An 18907-nucleotide genomic window follows, 5' to 3' on the forward strand; every position below is an offset into this window, starting at 1 on the left:
AGAAACAGAAGAGTCAGAAGAAGTAGAAGTAATTGCAGAAACAGAAGAGTCAGAAGAAGTAGAAGTAATTGCGGAAGCGGATTCTGTAACACTTGAGGAAACGCAGCAAGAAATGTTGTTAAATGAAGCAATTGAACAAAAGAATGAGTTCATACATGTTGCTGAGGCTGATGAGCAAACGAAGAAAGATGTTCAAAGCTTCGCGGATGTTTTAATTGCAGAAGAGCAACGAGTTGTAGAGGAAACATCGGTCGTAGAAGAGCAACAAGTTGTAGAGGAAACACCGGTCGTAGAAGAACAACGAGTTGTAGAGGAAACACCGGTCGTAGAAGAGCAACAAGTTGTAGAGGAAGCACCGGTCGTAGAAGAACAACGAGTTGTAGAGGAAACACCGGTCGTAGAAGAGCAACGAGTTGTAGAGGAAACACCGGTCGTAGAAGAGCAACAAGTTGTAGAAGAAACACCGATTGCAGAAGAGCAGCCAGTTGTACAAAAAGAAGAACCAAAACGTGAGAAAAAGCGTCACGTACCATTTAATGTTGTTATGTTGAAACAAGATAGAACACGATTAATGGAAAGACATGCGGCTAGAGCAAATGCAATGCAATCTTTTATGAGTGAACGAGTAGAGAGTAAGCCTGTACAACAAGTAGAAGAAACACCAGTGCAACAAGTGGCAGTGGAACCACAAGTGGAAGAGAAACCAATGCAGCAAGTAGTGGTGGAACCACAAGTGGAAGAACAACCGGTGCAACAAGTGGCAGTAGAACCACGAGTGGAAGAACAACCAGTGCAACAAGTGGCAGTAGAACCACAAGTGGAAGAAACACCAGTGCAGCAAGTGGCAGTGGAACCACAAGTGGAAGAAACACCAGTGCAACAAGTGGCAGTGGAACCACAAGTAGAAGAAACACTAGTACAGCAAGTAGCAGTGGAACCACAAGTGGAAGAGAAACCAATGCAGCAAGTAGTGGTAGAATCACAAGTGGAAGAACAACCAGTGCAACAAGTGGTGGTAGAGCAAGTACGAGAGCCAATTTCAAGTACGGAAGTACAAGAGAAGGCGTATGTTGTAAATCAAAGAGAGAACGATATGCGAAATGTACTGCAAACACCACCGACATACGCTATTCCGCCATTAACATTGTTGGCAATTCCACAGCAAGCAGCGTTAGATAATACGGAATGGTTGGATGAACAGAGAGAATTATTAGATACGACGTTTAATAATTTCCATGTTGGCGCACATGTTATTAATGTATCGCAAGGTCCAGCGGTAACTCGCTTTGAAGTACAACCAGACCCAGGTGTGAAAGTAAATAAAATTACAAATTTAAGTGATGATATTAAGTTGAGCTTAGCGGCGAAAGATATTCGTATTGAAGCGCCGATTCCAGGTAAAAGTGCGATTGGAATAGAAGTTCCAAATAAAGAAAGTAAGCCAGTATTTCTTCGTGAAATTTTAAGAAGTCCTGTGTTTACAAAAAGTGAATCACCGCTTACTGTTGCGCTAGGGCTTGATATTTCAGGTGATCCAATTGTAACGGATATTCGAAAAATGCCACACGGACTTATTGCGGGTGCAACAGGTTCAGGTAAAAGTGTATGTATTAACGCAATCTTAACGAGTATTTTATATAAAGCGAAACCACATGAAGTGAAGTTAATGTTAATCGATCCGAAGATGGTTGAGCTTGCACCATACAATTCTGTTCCGCATCTTGTAGCGCCTGTTATTACGGATGTAAAAGCAGCGACAGCTGCATTAAAGTGGGCAGTTGAAGAGATGGAGCGTCGTTATGAATTATTTGCGCACGCTGGTGCTCGTGATTTAACCCGCTATAATACAATTGTAAGTGAACGAGAAATTCCAGGGGAGACATTACCTTATATCGTTATCGTTATTGATGAGTTAGCTGACTTAATGATGGTAGCGCCTGGTGATGTTGAGGAAGCAATTTGTCGTATTGCACAAAAAGCACGTGCTTGTGGTATTCATTTATTAGTTGCGACGCAGCGTCCATCTGTAGATGTTATTACAGGTTTAATTAAATCAAATATTCCAACGCGTATAGCATTTACTGTATCGTCTCAAGTTGATTCGCGTACGATTATTGATATCGGGGGCGCGGAGAAATTACTTGGCCGTGGTGATATGTTATTTTTAGGGAACGGTACATCGAAGCCAGTTCGTGTACAAGGCGTATATGTATCGGATGATGAGATTGAAAAAACAGTTGACCATGTGAAAAAGCAAATGAAGCCGAATTACTTATTTAAGCAAGAGGATTTATTAGCGAAAACAGAACAGGCTGAGTCGGAAGACGAATTGTTTTTAGATGCATGTCAATTTGTTGTAGAACAAGGGGGAGCGTCCACATCTTCTGTACAGCGAAAATTCCGTATCGGTTATAATCGCGCGGCCCGCCTCATTGAAGAGATGGAATCGCAAGGGATTATTTCTGAAGCAAGAGGAACAAAGCCGAGAGATGTCCTTATTTCTGAGGATGAATTTGCTGCTATGCAGGAAACAAATGTATAGTAGCAGGTTTTGCTGTATACTAAGAGAAAATGTTGGATAGTAAAGTAGGGAGTAAAGCGACATGAAAGAAATTGAATTAAAATTAAAAGGTGAAATAAATCGACTAACAAATAAAACATTTAAATTTGATGAGCGTGTTGGAGAAGGTTGGTTCTCCGCCGTTTACTTTTTAAAAACTAGAGAAATCATTGAAGAATTTCGCCCGAAAAGTGTTGTAACGATGCAGTTTTTCCAAAAAGAGAATGCAGTACTTTGCGGAACAGATGAAGTAATCGCATTGCTACAGACATTTGCCAAAAATCCTGAGGAATTAGAAATTCATTCTTTAAAGGATGGCGATAATATTAGTCCATTTGAAACAGTTTTAACAATTCATGGCCCTTATGAAAATTTCGGATTTTTAGAAGGTGTAATTGATGGGATTTTAGCTCGTCGTACATCAGTTGCGACAAACGTATATAACGTTGTCCAAGCTGCACGTAGTGTAGATAAAGAAAAACCAGTTATTTTCATGGGAGATCGTGATGATCATTATACGCAACAAGCGGGTGATGGTTATGCGGCATACATCGGAGGTATGAGCGCACAAGCGACGCATGCTATGAATGAGTGGTGGGGCAAGAGTGGTATGGGGACAATGCCTCACGCACTAATTCAAATGTTTAATGGTGATGTTGTTGAAGCGGCAAAAGCATATCATAAGAAATTCCCAGAAGATGAATTAGTCGTACTAATTGATTACAACAATGATGTCATTACAGATGCACTTCGCGTAGCACGTGAATTTGGATCAACATTAAAAGGTGTGCGTGTCGATACGTCTCGTACAATGATCGATCAATACTTTATTCGTCATCCAGAAGTACTTGGAACATTTGATCCACGTGGTGTAAATCCATCGCTTGTATTTGCACTTCGTAAGGCTCTTGATGAGGAAGGGTTCCAACATGTAGATATCGTTGTAACTGGAGGGTTTGATGAGAAGCGTATTCGTGAATTTGAAGCTCAAAATGTTCCTGTCGATATATACGGCGTAGGAAGTAGCTTATTAAAAATGAATATTGGCTTTACTGGTGACAACGTAGAATTAAATGGAAAACCAGAAGCTAAGGCTGGTCGTAAATACCGTCCAAACCCACGTCTAGAGCGTGTTCAATTGGAAACAAGAGAAGATATGTAAAAAAGAGAAAAACTGATAGGTGATTGACCCTATCAGTTTTTCTGTTATCATAGTATAACAGCTGGTTTTTTGCTATAATAAGTTTGTTATGGACATAAAAGAAGTACGTACGTGTTTATCCTGATAAGTGAAGATAAAAGAGAACTTCACTTCATCAGAAATGTATGATGATTACCAAAATAAGAAAAGATTCATATACTGTCTTATAGATAGGCCGTTGTATTAGTTCGAAATGTTGGAGGTTCTTTAAGATGACAGTTTACCATTTTGTAGGAATTAAAGGAACAGGAATGAGTTCATTAGCACAAATTCTTCATGACATGAAGCATACTGTTCAAGGGTCTGATTATGAAAAGCGTTTCTTTACACAAACAGCATTGGAAAAGCGTGGTATTTCCATCCTTCCTTTTGATAAAAATAATATTAAAGAAGGACAAGTGATTATCGCAGGAAATGCGTTTCCTGACACGCATGAAGAAATCGTAGCAGCAAAAGAATTAAATATCCCAGTACATCGTTACCATCACTTTTTAGGTGACCTTATGAATCAGTACACAAGTGTTGCTGTAACTGGTGCACATGGAAAAACATCAACTACAGGTTTGTTAGCCCATGTAATGCAAGGCGCACACCCAACATCTTACCTTATTGGAGATGGAACTGGGCATGGGGTAGAAAATAGTAAGTATTTTGTATTTGAAGCTTGTGAGTATCGTCGTCATTTCTTGTCTTACTATCCAGACTATGCAATTATGACAAACATTGATTTCGATCACCCAGATTATTTCTCAGACATCAATGATGTATTCAGTGCATTCCAAGAGATGGCATTGCAAGTGAAAAAAGGTATTATTGCATGTGGTGATGATGAAGAACTTCAAAAAATTCAAGCGAAAGTACCTGTTATTTTCTATGGATTTGGAGAAGATAATGATTTCCAAGCACGTAACATTCAAAAGAGAACAGATGGTACAATATTCGATGTATTCGTTCGTAATACGTACTATGATACGTTCAAAATTACTGGATACGGCAATCACAGCGTATTAAATGCATTAGCAGTAATCGCGCTTTGCCATTATGAAAACGTTGATGTAGAAGCGGTTAAACATCAATTAACAACTTTTGAAGGCGTAAAACGTCGCTTTAATGAAAAGCCAATGGGAGAGCAAGTTATCATCGATGACTATGCACACCATCCGACAGAAATTAACGCAACGATTGAAGCAGCTCGTCAAAAACATCCAGAGCGTGAAGTTGTAGCTGTATTCCAGCCACATACATTCTCACGTACAGAAAAGTTCTTAGATGAGTTCGCAGAAAGCCTAAGCAAAGCTGACCAAGTATACTTATGTGATATTTTCGGATCAGCACGCGAAAACAAAGGTGAATTAACAATCGAAGATCTGCAGAAGCGTATTGACGGTGCAGAACTAATTACAGATACAACAACAGATGTGTTAAAGAAACATAAAAACGGCGTTCTTATTTTCATGGGCGCAGGAGACATCCAAAAATTCGAAGCAGCTTACGTAAAAGAAGTTCAAGTTGCAGAGAAGTAATAGAAAAGACGCATAGCTATGGCTGTGCGTCTTTTTTGCTGTGTAGTATTGTTGTCGAATTTGGTCGGTAAGTCGATATATTTCAAAAATCGTTGTTATGTTAGAGGGGAATTTTCCATCCGTAGATGTTAGAATAATAAGAAAACTAAAAAGGGGCTAAAAATCATGTTCACACTCCGAGTTGACGAAGAAATCGAACTACAACTATTAGAGAAACATCATAAAGAGGAATTATATCAATTAATAAATCAAAACCGTAATCATTTACGAAGATGGCTCCCTTGGGTAGATGGGACAAAATCTGCGGATGCTTATGATGAAATTTTCCCGATGTGGTTAAAGAAATTTGCAGAGGGAGACGGTTTTGAAAGTGGTATACGCTATAAAGGAAAGCTCGTTGGGATGGTAGGCATTCATCCAGTGAGCTGGGGGAAGAAAGCGACGAGTCTTGGATATTATCTTGCGGAAGATGCTGGAGGGAAAGGTATTATGACGCGTAGCGTGAAGGCTGTACTTCACTATGCATTTGAAAATTTAAAGCTGAATAAAGTTGAAATTCGGTGCGGCGTTGAAAATGCAAAAAGCCGCGCGATTCCAGAGCGTTTAGGGTTTAAATTAGATGGTATTTTAAGAGATGACGAATGGATATATGATCATTTTCAGGATATTGCTGTATATAGTTTATTAGCTTCAGAATGGAAAGGGATTCAGGGTAAGTAAGAAATTTTATGACAAATTGTTTAAAAAGGTCATTTGTAAATGGCCTTTTTTTTATAAAGTAAAATGGAAATAGTGGTATAATTTGGTTAGGGGGTGTAGGTATGGACTTTCCAATTCAAAGAAGTAAATCAGCAGTAATTTTTGTGAGTCTCACGTTAGTTTTTATGTTTGTGTATCCAATTGTCATGCTTTTCACAAATAAAGAGCAGTGGATGTCAGCGCTGATTGGGATGGGGCTATGCTTCATTGTAAATGTACCACTCGTTTGGGAAATATTTATTAAAAAGCATAAAGTAGAAGATGGTGTATTAAAGTACGGTATTTTAAATGATGATGTTGTATTAAAAGATATTAGAGTTGTTCGTCAAGTTGGAAAATCTCTTGAAATTACGACGAATACGTATAAAGTACATATGGTTGCGATGCCGCAACATATGGAGCAGTTTTTGTCGCTTGTAGAAAAAGAGAATCCACATGTAAAAATAGAAATGGTGGGTAAGAAATGAAAAGAATCTGTACGTTGTTTGTGCTTTTATTAACGGCATCTATTCTTTTAATAGGATGTAGTACGAAGAAGGAAAAGGCTGATATGAACTTAGAAAAAGCACAAAAAATTGAAATTGAATCTCTTACTGATTCAATTGAGAAAAAAGTAATTACCGATAAGAAAGAAATTGAAAAACTGTTCGAGGTCATGAAAATGGATAAGTGGGAAATGGAATCGGCTCCGTTAGATACTCCGCAAGGGAAAACATTTAAAATGTATCAAGAAGATACACCAAAATTATCGGATTCGAGTAAAGATAAAAAAGAGTTACATGAAATTGGTACGATGACAGTATATAAAGATGTCCCGTATGTTGAAGTTGAAATGAAAAATAAAAAAATGAGTTTTAAAGTGCCAGAAAATGTGGCGAAAGAGTTATTAAAATAATAAAAAAAACGCTCGGAGAAAATCCCGAGCGTTTTTTTTATTATTTTAAGTTCTCTGGGTTTAAAGCTTCTAATTCAGATACAACAAAGCGTCCGTCTTTACGGATTAGTACGTCGTCGAAGTAAATTTCGCCGCCGCCGTATTCAGGGCGTTGGATGCATACTAAATCCCAGTGAATGTTTGAGTTGTTGCCGTTCCATGCATCTTCGTATGCTTGTCCAGGTGTGAAGTGGAAGCTGCCATCGATTTTTTCATCGAATAGGATATCGCCCATTGGATGTAAGATGTATGGATTTACGCCGATTGCGAACTCACCAACGTAGCGTGCACCTTCGTCTGTATCGAAGATTTTGTTAATGCGTTCTGAATCGTTTGCAGTTGCTTCAACGATTTGACCGTTCTCAAATTTAAGTTGTACATTTTCAAATGTATAACCGTTGTAAGGAGATGGTGTGTTGTAAGAAACTGTACCGTTAACAGAATCGCGAACTGGTGCAGAGTATACTTCACCGTCTGGAATGTTTAAATGACCTGAGCATTTAATAGCTGGAATGTCTTTAATAGAGAATGTTAAATCAGTTCCAGGACCAGTTAAGCGAACTTTATCTGTTGTATTCATTAATGCGACAAGGCTATCCATCGCTTTATCCATTTTACCGTAGTCTAAGTTACAAACTTCGAAGTAGAAGTCTTCGAAAGCTTCTGTGCTCATTTTAGCAAGCTGTGCCATAGAAGCATTTGGGTAGCGAAGAACAACCCAGCGCGTTTTTGGAACGCGAATGTCTCTATGAACTTTCTTACCAACTGTTTGGCCGTGAACTTTCATTCGTTCACTTGGAACGTCAGCTTGTTCGTTAATATTATCGCCAGAGCGAAGACCGATATAAGCGTCCATATCTTTCATTACGCTTGCTTCATATGCAGCGATTTGTTCGAAATGTTCTTCAGTAGCACCCATTAATAAAGAGCGATCTACTTGATGATCTTTTAAAGAAACGAATGGGAAACCACCAGCTGCATATGCTTCTTTAACAAGTGCAGTTACAAGTTCTTTTTGTAAGCCGAAGTTTTCAATTAATACTTTTTCACCTTTTTGTAAGCGAATAGAGTAGTTAATTAAATTGTATGCTAACTTTTCAATGCGTGGATCTTTCATATGTAAAGCCTCCCTACTAATTATGTATCCTCCCCTATTGTAACCTACTTAGTGGAATTTGTTGAATCATTTATGTTAAAGTTAACGAATAAGTATGAAAATTCTAATGGAATATAGGGATTAGAATGAAACGGCAAATGATTGTATAATAGGGGAAAGTATGAAAAAGATAAAGGAAGTGATGAAATGCAAGTTCTTTTATATGTAAGTGCAGCCATTATCGCGGTTGCTTTCGCTGTATTAGTAGTGTATGTATGCAGAACGTTGTTATCGGTTCAAAAGACGTTAGAAAACGTTGCAAGCACGTTAGAAGGTCTAGAAAAGCAAATGCAAGGAATTAGCGTAGAGACGGAGCAATTATTACATAAGACAAATGCGTTAGCTGATGATATTCAACAGAAGTCACAGTCGTTAAATAAAGTAGTAGCAGGTGTAGATGGAATTGGGACGACAATCCATTCTTTAAATACGAAACTTCGTAATGTATCAGAGTCTGTTACGGACGAAATTGAAAATAATGCAGATAAAGTAGCGCAAGTTGTACAATGGAGTAGCGCAGCAATTGAAGTATACAATCATTATCGTGCAACAAGACAAGAGAAGAAGGTTGAAAAAGAAGAGCGTAAACTAGAAAGGCTTGAGAAAAAAGCAGAGAAGAAAGAGAAGCGCTCTAGACTTCGTATGAGAGGTGAATCATGATGAATATGACAAAACTTGAAACAATTGAAGAGCTTGAAGTATTAGTGGAAAAGAATGAGCCATATGTTCTTTTTAAACATAGTACGACATGCCCGATTAGTCATGGTGCATACACAGAGTTTCAAGCGTATTGTAGTGAAGAAAGAGCAGTACCAGCTTACTATTTATACGTACAAGATGCGAGAGATGTTTCGAATCGTGTTGCAGAACAATACAGTATTAGACATGAATCTCCGCAAGTGTTATACATAAAAGATGGGATGGTAGTATGGAATACGTCTCATTGGAACATTAAAAAAGACGCGTTAGAAGAGAATATCAAGTAAAAAGAAGCAAGCGAAAGGTGCTTGCTTCTTTTTTTTGTTTTTGTTGAAATATATTTAATGGTACACTGTTAATAGTTCAAACTAAATAACTAGATTGTTGAAAGTAGGTTTTAAGTAATGAAGAAAATGGCATTATCCTTCGCGGTCGTAAGTTTATTACTGGGAGCTTGTGGTAGTAATAATGCGATTAGTAAGAAGGATGAAGTTATACAAAAGGATACGAAAGAAAAAAGTATGATTCCAAGAACGGCTGTTTCTAAAGATTATTATAGAACTGTTATTCCTTTAAAAGAACAAAAGGTGATTAATACAGCTAATATAAAAACAAATTCTAAATTAGATTTAGCAGAATATGAAAATGGTTTAATGAATATTGCAAAAGGGCAATTTGATACAGAAAATCATGTGCTTCAATTAAATCAGTACATTCCGGAGAAGTTAATTGATGAATTAGTTGCGAAAGTAGAAGCACCAGTGTTGACGAACATTATTGAACAAGACTATTTCGGAAAGCAGAATTCAAACGAATTAAGTTTATCTGGCGTTACGATTGGTTTAGCTATGTCTTCAAGTGTGTCTAATGAAGAGGCTATTTCTAAAGGTACTGAAGTTGCTAAACAACTTATAGAAGCTATTAATAAAAACGATAAATATAACAAATCTCCAATTACGTTTGCGATCTTTAAGCAAGAAAATACAAGTTCTTTAAAAAATGGTACGTATATTGCTAGTGCTACTGTTCAAAAGAATGATACGAACCTTGGAAACTGGGGTACGATTGATGAACAAGCATATTCATATCCTTCTGATGAATTTAAACAAGCGCGTGGAGAAGATAATACAAAAATAAATGAATTTGCTGAGTCAATAAAAAAGTTTTCTCCTGGAGATTACATTCCAGTCAATGCTAAAGTTTCGTATAAACAGCAGCAAATGGATACATTAAATATGAATATTGTTATTAAATATAACGGTAAAACAGAATTAATGGCCCTTACCCAAATGGCTGCTCAAAGTATGTTAGAGAAATTGCCTAAAGATACGAAAGTACAATTACAAATAAAGTCCGAGAGTAAAATCGAGGCTGTTATTATAAAAGAGAAAAACAGCGATAAACCGTTTGTTTCCTTCTTATAAAAAAGCATTTGGAAGTAAACGATAAAAACTTTTAAGGAGCTGTTCTAAAAAGGCATTTTGGAACAGTTTTCTTTTAGTATATAGTGACTGTCATTGTCGGTTTTTGTTGGTAAGTCGATATATTTAAAAAATCGCTCATATAAATTTCATTTACTATCGTACTGCTTAAAATAAGGTTTTTTATTATGAAACATCTATATTTTTACAAAAAATGCCCTTTTTTTCATGAAAAATACGGAAATACGAGAAAAGAAGCGAATTTTTTCGAAACTTTTGCGGGAAAATATTGTATGAGCCTGCGTTTTTATCGTATCATTAGTAAAAGGAAGAACTCGGGACGATTGGTGGCATCTGCAAATAGAGTTGATGTCTTTTTTTCATTCAAGTAACCGATACATAAAAATAGATAACAAAAATAGAAGGAGTGTGCGATGAGATGAACGTAACAATCTATGATGTAGCGCGCGAAGCGAACGTTTCAATGGCTACCGTATCACGCGTTGTGAACGGTAACCCAAATGTAAAGCCTACAACAAGAAAGAAAGTATTAGAAGCAATTGATCGTTTAGGGTACCGCCCAAATGCGGTAGCACGTGGACTAGCAAGTAAGAAGACAACTACAGTGGGTGTTATTATTCCTGATATCTCAAATACATTTTATGCGGAACTTGCGCGTGGAATTGAAGATATCGCAACAATGTACAAATATAACATCATTTTAAGTAACTCTGACCAAAACAAAGAGAAAGAATTCCATTTATTAAATACGATGCTTGGAAAACAAGTGGACGGAATTGTTTTCATGGGTGAAGATATTACAGACATTCATATTGAAGAATTTAAAAAGTCTCCAGTACCGATTGTATTAGCAGCGTCATTCGATGAGAAAAATGAAACGCCATCAGTAAATATTGATTATACACAAGCAGCATATGATGCAATGAAGCACTTTATTGAGCAAGGCCATACGCGTATCGGTTTCGTCTCTGGTCCGTTCATTGATAAAGCGGGAAGCGCAAAGAAATTACAAGGTTATAAAAAAGCTTTAGAAGAAGCAGGTATTTCATATGATGAAAATCTTATAATTGATGGAGATTACACATATGATTCAGGTATCGAAGCATTCGAAAAGCTTTGGAGCATTGATGAAAAGCCGACAGCGATCTTCGTATCTTCTGATGAAATGGCACTAGGTGTAATCCACGCAGCACAAGACGCTGGATTAAACGTACCAACTGATGTAGAAGTACTTGGTTTCGATAATACACGCCTAGCATTAATGGTACGCCCGCAGCTTTCGACAGTTGTACAACCAATGTATGATATCGGTGCAGTAGCAATGCGTCTATTAACGAAGTATATGAACAAAGAAAAAGTGGAAGATCACACTGTTATCTTACCTCACCGTATCCAATTTAGAGATTCAACGAAGTAAGTATAAAAAGCTCACAGCGATTGCTGTGAGCTTTTATTCGTATTCAGGATAGTATTGTTTAACTACTGTATCGACAGTTTCATTTTTCTTAACGTGTAAAAATCTTGCGTACAATTCTGTCCCTGTTTCAAATGACGTATCATTTAACTCAAACACATGTAACACTTTTCGAAACTTCCATGTGACTTTCTCCTCGTACACATTTTCATACGTTAATTCAGATTGTATAGCGAGCTTTTCACCTAGCACATGTGCTTCCTCTAAACTATTCGCTTTAACAAGAATGATGCTTTCTTCAAAAAGTGTATCGTGATCTCCTTCATAATGCTCATCAATTTTCGTAGGATCAGGCTCACCAGAATGAACAGATTCAAATAATAATTTTACAGCGTACATATTATACTGCATGTTTGACCTTATAAATAATACTTGCGACAAGTGAAGCTGGTATTGTAAATACGTTACTTTGGTAATGGTAATGTATTTGAGATTCTTCATAAGACATGTTGTCATATAATTCGTTTTGTGACACATTCATTTTCTTCTGTTTTTCTTTGAGTATTTTAATGTAGTTATACTGTATTGGGACGAGAATGATGAAATAGGCTAATACGATTAGTGAAATCCAAATCATTATGAACACTCCCTTATAAAGAATATTTATATATGGTAATCATATCAATTAATACAAAGTATATCCATTTTTTTGTTAAGGCTAATTTTCTTCTAAAAATGCGAAGAGTTCTTCTTCGCTCCTTAAATGGCGATCGATACATGTTTGTGCAACGCCTTTTAATCCTTGTAATAATGCATCTATGTGCAACGTATCATACTGAGTTATATTTCCCTCTACCATCGTTTCGTCTTTTTCTAAGTTAATTGATATTTTTAGTACAGTTATATTACTTTGCAAATTTACAACTTCGATGTAAAAAAACTGTTTGTCTAAGTCAACCGTAACATAATCGAATCGTTCGGTTAGCTCTAATTTACATGTGGTAGTATATTCCAAGTGGAAGCCTCCTTATTGTATAAGTGTATGTTATAAAGCCTTCGCTACAGATGAGGGTATTCCTTGTTATATGTCACATAAGTGCAAATTTACCTATTATAGGGCAATGTCATGTATAATAGAAAGAAAAGGCTTGTGAGGGGGGAGAAAAGATGATCGTTCTTTGGATAATTACGCTTTGTATGACTGCTATTTTTGCATATATGACGTTAAAACAAAATGGCTTCAAGCGATTTGTTCCAGGAAGTATTCTTGCAGGAATTGCCCTTATCACGTATGTAATTTCTATTTTTATTGAAAATGTATCGGTGGATATGAGCACAAGCTTAATGTTTATCGGTATTACACTATTTGCAGGTAGTATTATGGTGCTGATGGTTGCTGGTATTATTTTATTTATTCATATGAATTCGGAAACGTTATAACATATAGAAAAGGCATGCCCCTCGGGGCATGCCTTTTGTCCGTTCAATTATGCTCTATCTTTAGAAGAGTTTTGTTGTTTTAATAAGTCGCGAATTTCGCCAAGAAGTTCTTCTTCTTTTGTTGGTTCTGGAAGTTTCTCTTCTTTTTCTTCTTCTCTTTTAGATGTTAGTTTGTTGAATACTTTAACGAACATAAAGATAGCAGCTGCAATAATTAAGAAATCAAAAATAGTTTGGATGAAGTTACCATACATAATAGATGATTTACCGAATGTAATTTTTAAATCTGTAAAGTCAACGCCACCTAATACCATACCAAGTAATGGTGTAATAATGTCTTTTACTAATGAACTAACGATTTTACCGAATGCAGCACCGATTACAACCCCGACAGCTAAATCGATTACGTTCCCTTTGAACGCGAATTTTTTAAACTCGTTCCACATGTGTTAATCCCACCCTTTCCACGATTCAATATGAAATTTATAATTCCTATCAACATATTCTATAGAAATTTACGAGAGAAATAAAGGGGAAATGGGAATGAAAGTAAATTCTGAAAAATGTATCCGTTTTAATTTTTGTTTACATTATCCAGTAGAGATTGCAACATTTGCTGCGTTTTTAATCCTTCTAATCCATCCACAACAGGTTTTGTATCTCCGTGTACACATTCAATAAAATGATGAACAGCATCTTCAAAGCCGCGCTGCTTTAATGTCGTTTCCCATGACGGAGAACCGCTTTGTGAAACAGAGTTCTCTGCCTCAATTTCAAATGTATTCATATTTTTTACACGAATGATTTTTCCTGTCGTTACAAGTTCAATTTGTTCTAAGTTTGTACCTGCATGACGATGCATGGCTGTAGAGAGTAAGAGCCCGTTTGCTGTTGTGTATGTATGATGTCCATAAAGGAGTTCATTTTTTTCGTTTATTTGCATCATATTATGAACGACGTTAAGGTTATCATTAGCTAACCAGCGGGCAGTATCTACAATATGTAAGTAATCATCTAGCATAGTAAAATCGTACGTATTTGGCCCTACTTTATTTGTGCGGTGCTTTTCAATTCGAATCCATGAAATATCATTAGCTTGTTCTTTGGCAGTGATGTACATAGGAACGAAACGGCGATTAAATCCAACCATTAACTTTCGATTATACTTTTCACTCATTTCGACTAGTTTTTCAGATTGTTCCACAGTAGCAGCTAACGGTTTATCTACATAAACATCGATTCCTTTTTCAAGAAGTGTAGAAACGATTTCATAATGCGTAGCAGTTGAACTATGAACGAAGATTGCATCACATTCTGAAGCTAACGTTTCCATAGAATGAAAATCTTGAATACGATATTGCTGGCAAATTTGTTTTCTTTTCTCTGCATTAGGTGTAAATGCCCCTACAAAATTCCAATTTGTTTCATTTGTAAGTGTTGGGAGGTAAGCTTTTTGTGCAATACTTCCAAGACCAATCATCCCGATTTTAGGTTTGTTCATGTTTATTCCCACCCTATCAATATTGATGTAACGGGTTAAATGTAGCATAGGGCGGGGGAGGAAGGCAAAAAGTAGGATTACTTCTGTCCTTCTATTAAAATCTTCTCTATCTCTTCAAAATTATGAGCCCGAGCGTGCTCTAGCGGGGTAACACCATCGTTGTCTGGAATATTTACATCAGCACCATGTTTAATTAGAAGGCGAATGACTTGTTGTTGCGTTTCATCTCCATCACTTAGTACGATAGCTTCCATTAAGGCGGTCCACCCGAGATTATTTACATGGTTTACATCAATATTTGTTCGCGTGAGGAGTTCTTTTATAACATCAATATAGCCATGTTCCGAGGCTGGGATAAGAGCTGTTCCGCCATACCGATTCGTAAGGGATGGATCGGCGCCAGCGTCAATCGTTAGTTTTAAAATATCCAAATAACCTTCTGCACCGGCGTATAGAAATGGGTTATTTTTCATATCATCTTGAACATTTACGTCAGCCCCAGCGTTGATAAGAGCTTTGGCGGTTTTTACATCATTTTTGTATGTGGCAATCATAAGAGGAGTACGTCCTTTATTGTCCGTTATATTTATGTCGGCCCCTTTTTTGAGCAATGATATAACAGTATTCGTTTCCTGCTTTTCAGTAGCTGTTAGTAGTGCTGTCTCCATGTTTGTCATCTCCTTTTTAACTTCTTGTTCTTGCGAGCAACCTTGTAAAAAAATTACGCAACATATCATGCTTAATGTTTTTTTGAACATGGAATTTCAACCTCCTAATTTCAACTCTAAAATAAGAACATTAAATTTTTATAAACTGACGCTAAAATTACTATAAAATCGCTTGAGTATTTGAACATATATTTTTATGCTTATGAGTAATAAGGTTTAATAAAGTGAGGATTTAACATATGTCTATTAAAACAAGGTTTTTATTTTCTTATATTGCCGTTATTCTCGTTTCTATTACGCTCATATTAGTCGCGGGGTTTTTAATTGTTTTTTCAATAACAGGCGACTTGGAGTCAGTGAAAAATTTTTATAAAAGTTCCTATATTCAAAAGCCGCTTACACAAGAAGAAGAGAATGCGTATCTTGAATTGAAATTAGCGGCAAAGCAACATCAATCACAACTATTAGATGAATCGTTCGTTTCATCAATTGAAAAAGAAGGTGTGAAAATAGCTGTAAGAAAGGGAGATTCCATTTCATATGCTTCGAAAGAATTTGAAAGTTCAACCTTAACAGAAGCCCTTCCGAAATTTGAATCAGCAAATATTAATAGTCGTGGTACAACGGAACTAGGCGATACATTTTATCGATATGTAAAATTTGATTTTTATTTTCCGCAGAAAGAAGAAGGTAGTATATTTGTATTAAAAAAGCAAAGTTCATTTGTAGACCTTACACAGAAATTATTTCCGATTTTGTTCATATCGCTCTTACTTTTAGCCATTTTGCTTATTGGATTATTAAGTTACCTCGTCTCCAGAAGTGTGATAAAACCAATCTTTGTATTGAAAGATGCGACTGAGAAAATTAAAGAAGGAAATTTAGATTTTCAAATACCAGTTACATCACACGATGAAATAGGACAATTAAATCAAGGGTTTGAGGAAATGAGGAAGAAATTAAAAGAGTCGATAGAGATGCAAACACAGTATGAAGAAAATCGAAAAGAGCTCATTTCAAACATCTCTCATGATTTAAAAACACCGATTACATCTATTATCGGATATGTAGAAGGAATAAAAGACGGGGTAGCAAATACACCTGAAAAAATGGATAAGTACTTAACGACTATCCATACGAAAGCAAGGCATATGGATACACTCATTGACGAACTATTTTTATTTTCGAAGCTCGATTTGAATCGAGTTCCCTTTCAGTTTGAAACGGTTGAATTAAATATGTTTATGCAAGAATTAATAGAAGAGATGCAGATGGATTTAAGTAAAGAAGGTATAGAAATTCACTTACAATTACATGCATCACCACTATATGTAACGGCTGATTGCGAAAAGATAAATAGAGTGATATCAAATTTAATTCATAATAGTGTGAAATACATGGATAAAGAAGAAAAGAAAATTACTGTAACGGTATCAAGTGATAACAATAAAGTTATTGTGAAAGTAATGGACAATGGATCAGGTATAGAATCTGATACACTTCCTTATATTTTTGAACGTTTTTATCGTGCAGAGCAATCACGAAACTCTAGTACAGGTGGAAGTGGACTTGGCTTAGCGATAGCAAAACAAATTGTTGAAGAACATGGCGGGGAGATTTGGGCAGAAAGCGAGCTTGGGAAAGGCACAAGTATTTTCTTCTCGTTGGAAAAAGTAGAGAAATGTGGTGAGTAATTTGAAAAGAATTTTACTAATAGAAGACGAAATCAGCATTGCAGAATTACAGCGAGATTATTTAGAAATTAGTGATTTTCAAGTTGATGTAGAGCATTCTGGAGAAACAGGTTTACAAAGGGCTTTGCAAGAAGACTACGATTTAATTATTTTAGACATTATGCTTCCGAAGATGAACGGATTCGAAATTTGTAAGCAAATTCGAGCTATAAAAGACATTCCGATTTTACTTGTTTCAGCAAAGAAGGAAGATATAGATAAAATTCGTGGTCTCGGATTAGGTGCGGATGATTATATAACGAAACCGTTTAGCCCAAGTGAATTAGTTGCAAGGGTAAAGGCGCATATCTCTCGTTATGAACGATTATCAGGAAATGTAAGTAAGCAACGCGATACGTTATATATTCACGGAATCTCTATCGATCAACGGGCGAGAAAAGTTTTTATAAACAATGAAGAAATCGCATTTACAACGAAGGAATTTGATTTATTAACATTCTTTGTAACACATCCAAACCAAGTATTAAATAAAGAACAGTTATTTGAACGCATCTGGGGATTAGATTCCGCGGGTGATTTAGCCACTGTCGTTGTTCACATTAGAAAGCTACGTGAAAAAATTGAAAGAGATCCTGCTCACCCGCAATATATTGAAACAGTGTGGGGAGCTGGTTATCGTTTTAATGTGTAATGTACCTGCCGAGTAATTGGCAGGTTTTTTATGTGTTATTTGAACGAAAGGGGAAAATAGGTAATTTATGTTGGGATATACAGAGATAAAACATAGAAGAGCATGAAAGGGCGTGCTACATTTTGAGTAATTAAAAGTATTTCTAGCTCTAAGGTAAGTTTAAAAGATAGAGATAAAAAATCAGTACTACTTGATGTAGGTTTATTGGTTATTTCTTGTGTTCTTTTATTTGTTTATATTTCCTTAATAATAACGGTACTGGTGTAATGATTTATAAAATGTTTGAGTAGTAGAAGTAAAATGAGTGGTTTCTTCTAAAAAAGGATAATGATTACTCTCCTCAAATATCACAAAGATAGAATTACGTATGCTATCATGCATCTCGATAGAATATTGAATCGGGCACTGTACATCGTGTCGTCCGCACATAATAAGTGTCTTTGTTTGGATAGAAGGTAAATACTCTCTTAAATCAAATGACGGATAGTCATTGGCGAAAGCGTTCATCCGGCTAGCTGACATTGTTTTTATGATTGGTTTACAAAAATAAGAGTTATAGTTTTCTGGTTTATACAATGATAATTTTGTTCTCTTAGTAGATAGTTCTTTCCGTTCTTCACTTGTAAGATGAGGGCTTTTTAAGTTTTCGATGAGCAGTTGCATATAATGAAACTGTGGATGTTCCGGATGATAAATACAAAATGGTGTTTCCGTATAGTTACTTGCTGCGGCTCCGGTCACGACTAATGATTGTAAGGAAGTTGGATATGTAATCGCGTATAAAAGTCCAAGCATACCACCAGTTGAATGGCCAGCGAAATGCCATGTGGAAAATTGCAAAGCTTCTTTAATTGCTTCTAAGTCGTGAATCGTTTCAATCATACTTAATTCGTTTTCTACTTTGGCTTTTACAGAATTACCAGCGTCTCGTAAATTAATGAGGAATACACGATGCGTAGAAGTGAAAACATCCGCAAAGTAATCCCCAGTTTCATTGAATTGTGAATAGTGATGTGTAATGCAAAGCGGTTCGCCATTTCCTTTTGTGAAGAGTTCGAATGCGCCGCGTTTCGTGTTAATTATTTGTTGTGTCCACATAATTTTACGACCTTTCCACATAAAAATTGGGCCAGACTGTTACTAAATAAAAATATATCAGCGATTATTAAAATATACCGATTCACCGACAGAAACCGACAACAAATAAAAGGAGGCTATTCAAAAA

General features: G+C 36.3%; 21 protein-coding genes. 13 read left to right on the forward strand and 8 right to left on the reverse strand.

Translation table 11 applies throughout. The features are described from left to right. From BAQ48_RS05465 to BAQ48_RS05490, 6 genes are all read left to right on the forward strand, one after another. The coding region (locus BAQ48_RS05465) for a DNA translocase FtsK (RefSeq protein WP_131800839.1) at positions 1–2542 on the forward strand (2542 nt) is incomplete at its 5' end. 61 nt (positions 2543–2603) lie between these two features. Beyond that, positions 2604–3722: a nicotinate phosphoribosyltransferase gene (locus BAQ48_RS05470; RefSeq protein ID WP_000658365.1), complete on the forward strand. Its 1119-nt coding sequence runs from the start codon at positions 2604–2606 to the stop codon at positions 3720–3722. A 251-nt stretch (positions 3723–3973) separates the two neighbouring features. After that, positions 3974–5284, forward strand: coding sequence for a UDP-N-acetylmuramate--L-alanine ligase (gene murC, locus BAQ48_RS05475; protein ID WP_000219454.1), 1311 nt, complete (start codon positions 3974–3976; stop codon positions 5282–5284). A gap of 165 nt (positions 5285–5449) precedes the next feature. Further along, positions 5450–6004, forward strand: coding sequence for a GNAT family N-acetyltransferase (locus tag BAQ48_RS05480; protein ID WP_071710315.1), 555 nt, complete (start codon positions 5450–5452; stop codon positions 6002–6004). A 101-nt stretch (positions 6005–6105) separates the two neighbouring features. After that, a complete protein-coding gene (locus BAQ48_RS05485) occupies positions 6106–6510 on the forward strand; it encodes a PH domain-containing protein (RefSeq protein ID WP_071710316.1) in 405 nt (134 codons plus the stop codon). Then, positions 6507–6938 carry a hypothetical protein gene (locus tag BAQ48_RS05490; RefSeq protein WP_071710317.1) on the forward strand — a complete coding sequence of 144 codons (432 nt, stop codon included), beginning with the start codon at positions 6507–6509 and terminating at the stop codon, positions 6936–6938. The genes BAQ48_RS05485 and BAQ48_RS05490 overlap by 4 nt, the downstream gene beginning before the upstream one ends. Positions 6939–6978: 40 nt before the next feature. Here the strand turns inward: BAQ48_RS05490 and BAQ48_RS05495 are convergent, their stop codons facing one another. Then, the gene (locus tag BAQ48_RS05495; protein ID WP_071710318.1) at positions 6979–8094 is read right to left on the reverse strand and encodes an aminopeptidase; all 1116 of its coding nucleotides are present in this window, start codon (positions 8092–8094) and stop codon (positions 6979–6981) included. A gap of 186 nt (positions 8095–8280) precedes the next feature. On the opposite strand from BAQ48_RS05495, the gene BAQ48_RS05500 reads away from it, so the two are divergent. The 4 genes from BAQ48_RS05500 (at position 8281) to ccpA (ending at position 11691) form a co-directional block, all read left to right on the forward strand. Then, positions 8281–8793 (forward strand): DUF948 domain-containing protein, encoded by a 513-nt coding sequence (locus BAQ48_RS05500; RefSeq protein ID WP_001197718.1) that lies wholly within the window; start codon positions 8281–8283, stop codon positions 8791–8793. Then, positions 8793–9119, forward strand: a complete 327-nt coding sequence (ytxJ, locus tag BAQ48_RS05505) for a bacillithiol system redox-active protein YtxJ (RefSeq protein WP_001057467.1) — start codon at positions 8793–8795, stop codon at positions 9117–9119. Before BAQ48_RS05500 ends, ytxJ begins: the two co-directional genes overlap by 1 nt. Positions 9120–9236: 117 nt before the next feature. Beyond that, the gene (locus BAQ48_RS05510) at positions 9237–10256 is read left to right on the forward strand and encodes a CamS family sex pheromone protein (protein ID WP_071710320.1); all 1020 of its coding nucleotides are present in this window, start codon (positions 9237–9239) and stop codon (positions 10254–10256) included. A 436-nt stretch (positions 10257–10692) separates the two neighbouring features. Then, positions 10693–11691 (forward strand): catabolite control protein A, encoded by a 999-nt coding sequence (gene ccpA, locus BAQ48_RS05520; RefSeq protein WP_001103288.1) that lies wholly within the window; start codon positions 10693–10695, stop codon positions 11689–11691. A 33-nt stretch (positions 11692–11724) separates the two neighbouring features. Here the strand turns inward: ccpA and BAQ48_RS05525 are convergent, their stop codons facing one another. The 3 genes from BAQ48_RS05525 to dhp61 all read right to left on the reverse strand — a co-directional run bounded on the left by BAQ48_RS05525 (position 11725) and on the right by dhp61 (position 12703). Beyond that, complete coding sequence (locus BAQ48_RS05525) at positions 11725–12087, reverse strand: DUF4288 domain-containing protein (RefSeq protein ID WP_071710339.1); 363 nt, start codon at positions 12085–12087, stop codon at positions 11725–11727. 1 nt (position 12088) lies between these two features. Further along, positions 12089–12325, reverse strand: coding sequence for a DUF3949 domain-containing protein (locus tag BAQ48_RS05530; protein ID WP_071710322.1), 237 nt, complete (start codon positions 12323–12325; stop codon positions 12089–12091). Between the two features lie 81 nt (positions 12326–12406). Next, entirely contained in the window at positions 12407–12703 is a 297-nt protein-coding gene (dhp61, locus tag BAQ48_RS05535) for a protein Dhp61 (RefSeq protein WP_071710323.1), read from the reverse strand. A 152-nt stretch (positions 12704–12855) separates the two neighbouring features. Between dhp61 and BAQ48_RS05540 the strand changes: the two genes are divergently transcribed. Continuing rightward, the gene (locus BAQ48_RS05540; RefSeq protein WP_000636584.1) at positions 12856–13128 is read left to right on the forward strand and encodes a DUF3917 domain-containing protein; all 273 of its coding nucleotides are present in this window, start codon (positions 12856–12858) and stop codon (positions 13126–13128) included. Positions 13129–13175: 47 nt separating this feature from the next. Here BAQ48_RS05540 and mscL read toward each other — a convergent pair whose 3' ends face one another. The 3 genes from mscL to BAQ48_RS05555 all read right to left on the reverse strand — a co-directional run bounded on the left by mscL (position 13176) and on the right by BAQ48_RS05555 (position 15387). After that, positions 13176–13574 carry a large-conductance mechanosensitive channel protein MscL gene (gene mscL / locus BAQ48_RS05545; RefSeq protein ID WP_016135469.1) on the reverse strand — a complete coding sequence of 133 codons (399 nt, stop codon included), beginning with the start codon at positions 13572–13574 and terminating at the stop codon, positions 13176–13178. A gap of 128 nt (positions 13575–13702) precedes the next feature. Next, a complete protein-coding gene (locus tag BAQ48_RS05550; protein WP_071710324.1) occupies positions 13703–14629 on the reverse strand; it encodes a Gfo/Idh/MocA family protein in 927 nt (308 codons plus the stop codon). A 77-nt stretch (positions 14630–14706) separates the two neighbouring features. Beyond that, positions 14707–15387: an ankyrin repeat domain-containing protein gene (locus BAQ48_RS05555; RefSeq protein WP_071710325.1), complete on the reverse strand. Its 681-nt coding sequence runs from the start codon at positions 15385–15387 to the stop codon at positions 14707–14709. Between the two features lie 149 nt (positions 15388–15536). On the opposite strand from BAQ48_RS05555, the gene BAQ48_RS05560 reads away from it, so the two are divergent. Both BAQ48_RS05560 and BAQ48_RS05565 read left to right on the forward strand, forming a co-directional pair. Beyond that, positions 15537–16991: a sensor histidine kinase gene (locus BAQ48_RS05560; RefSeq protein ID WP_071710326.1), complete on the forward strand. Its 1455-nt coding sequence runs from the start codon at positions 15537–15539 to the stop codon at positions 16989–16991. 1 nt (position 16992) lies between these two features. After that, a complete protein-coding gene (locus tag BAQ48_RS05565; RefSeq protein ID WP_071710327.1) occupies positions 16993–17682 on the forward strand; it encodes a response regulator transcription factor in 690 nt (229 codons plus the stop codon). 243 nt (positions 17683–17925) lie between these two features. On the opposite strand, the gene BAQ48_RS05570 is transcribed toward BAQ48_RS05565, so the two are convergent. Then, a complete protein-coding gene (locus tag BAQ48_RS05570) occupies positions 17926–18801 on the reverse strand; it encodes an alpha/beta fold hydrolase (protein ID WP_116758477.1) in 876 nt (291 codons plus the stop codon). Positions 18802–18907 lie beyond the last annotated feature (106 nt).

It is taken from the genome of Bacillus luti (assembly GCF_001884105.1).
In the GTDB taxonomy this organism is placed as follows: domain Bacteria; phylum Bacillota; class Bacilli; order Bacillales; family Bacillaceae_G; genus Bacillus_A; species Bacillus_A luti.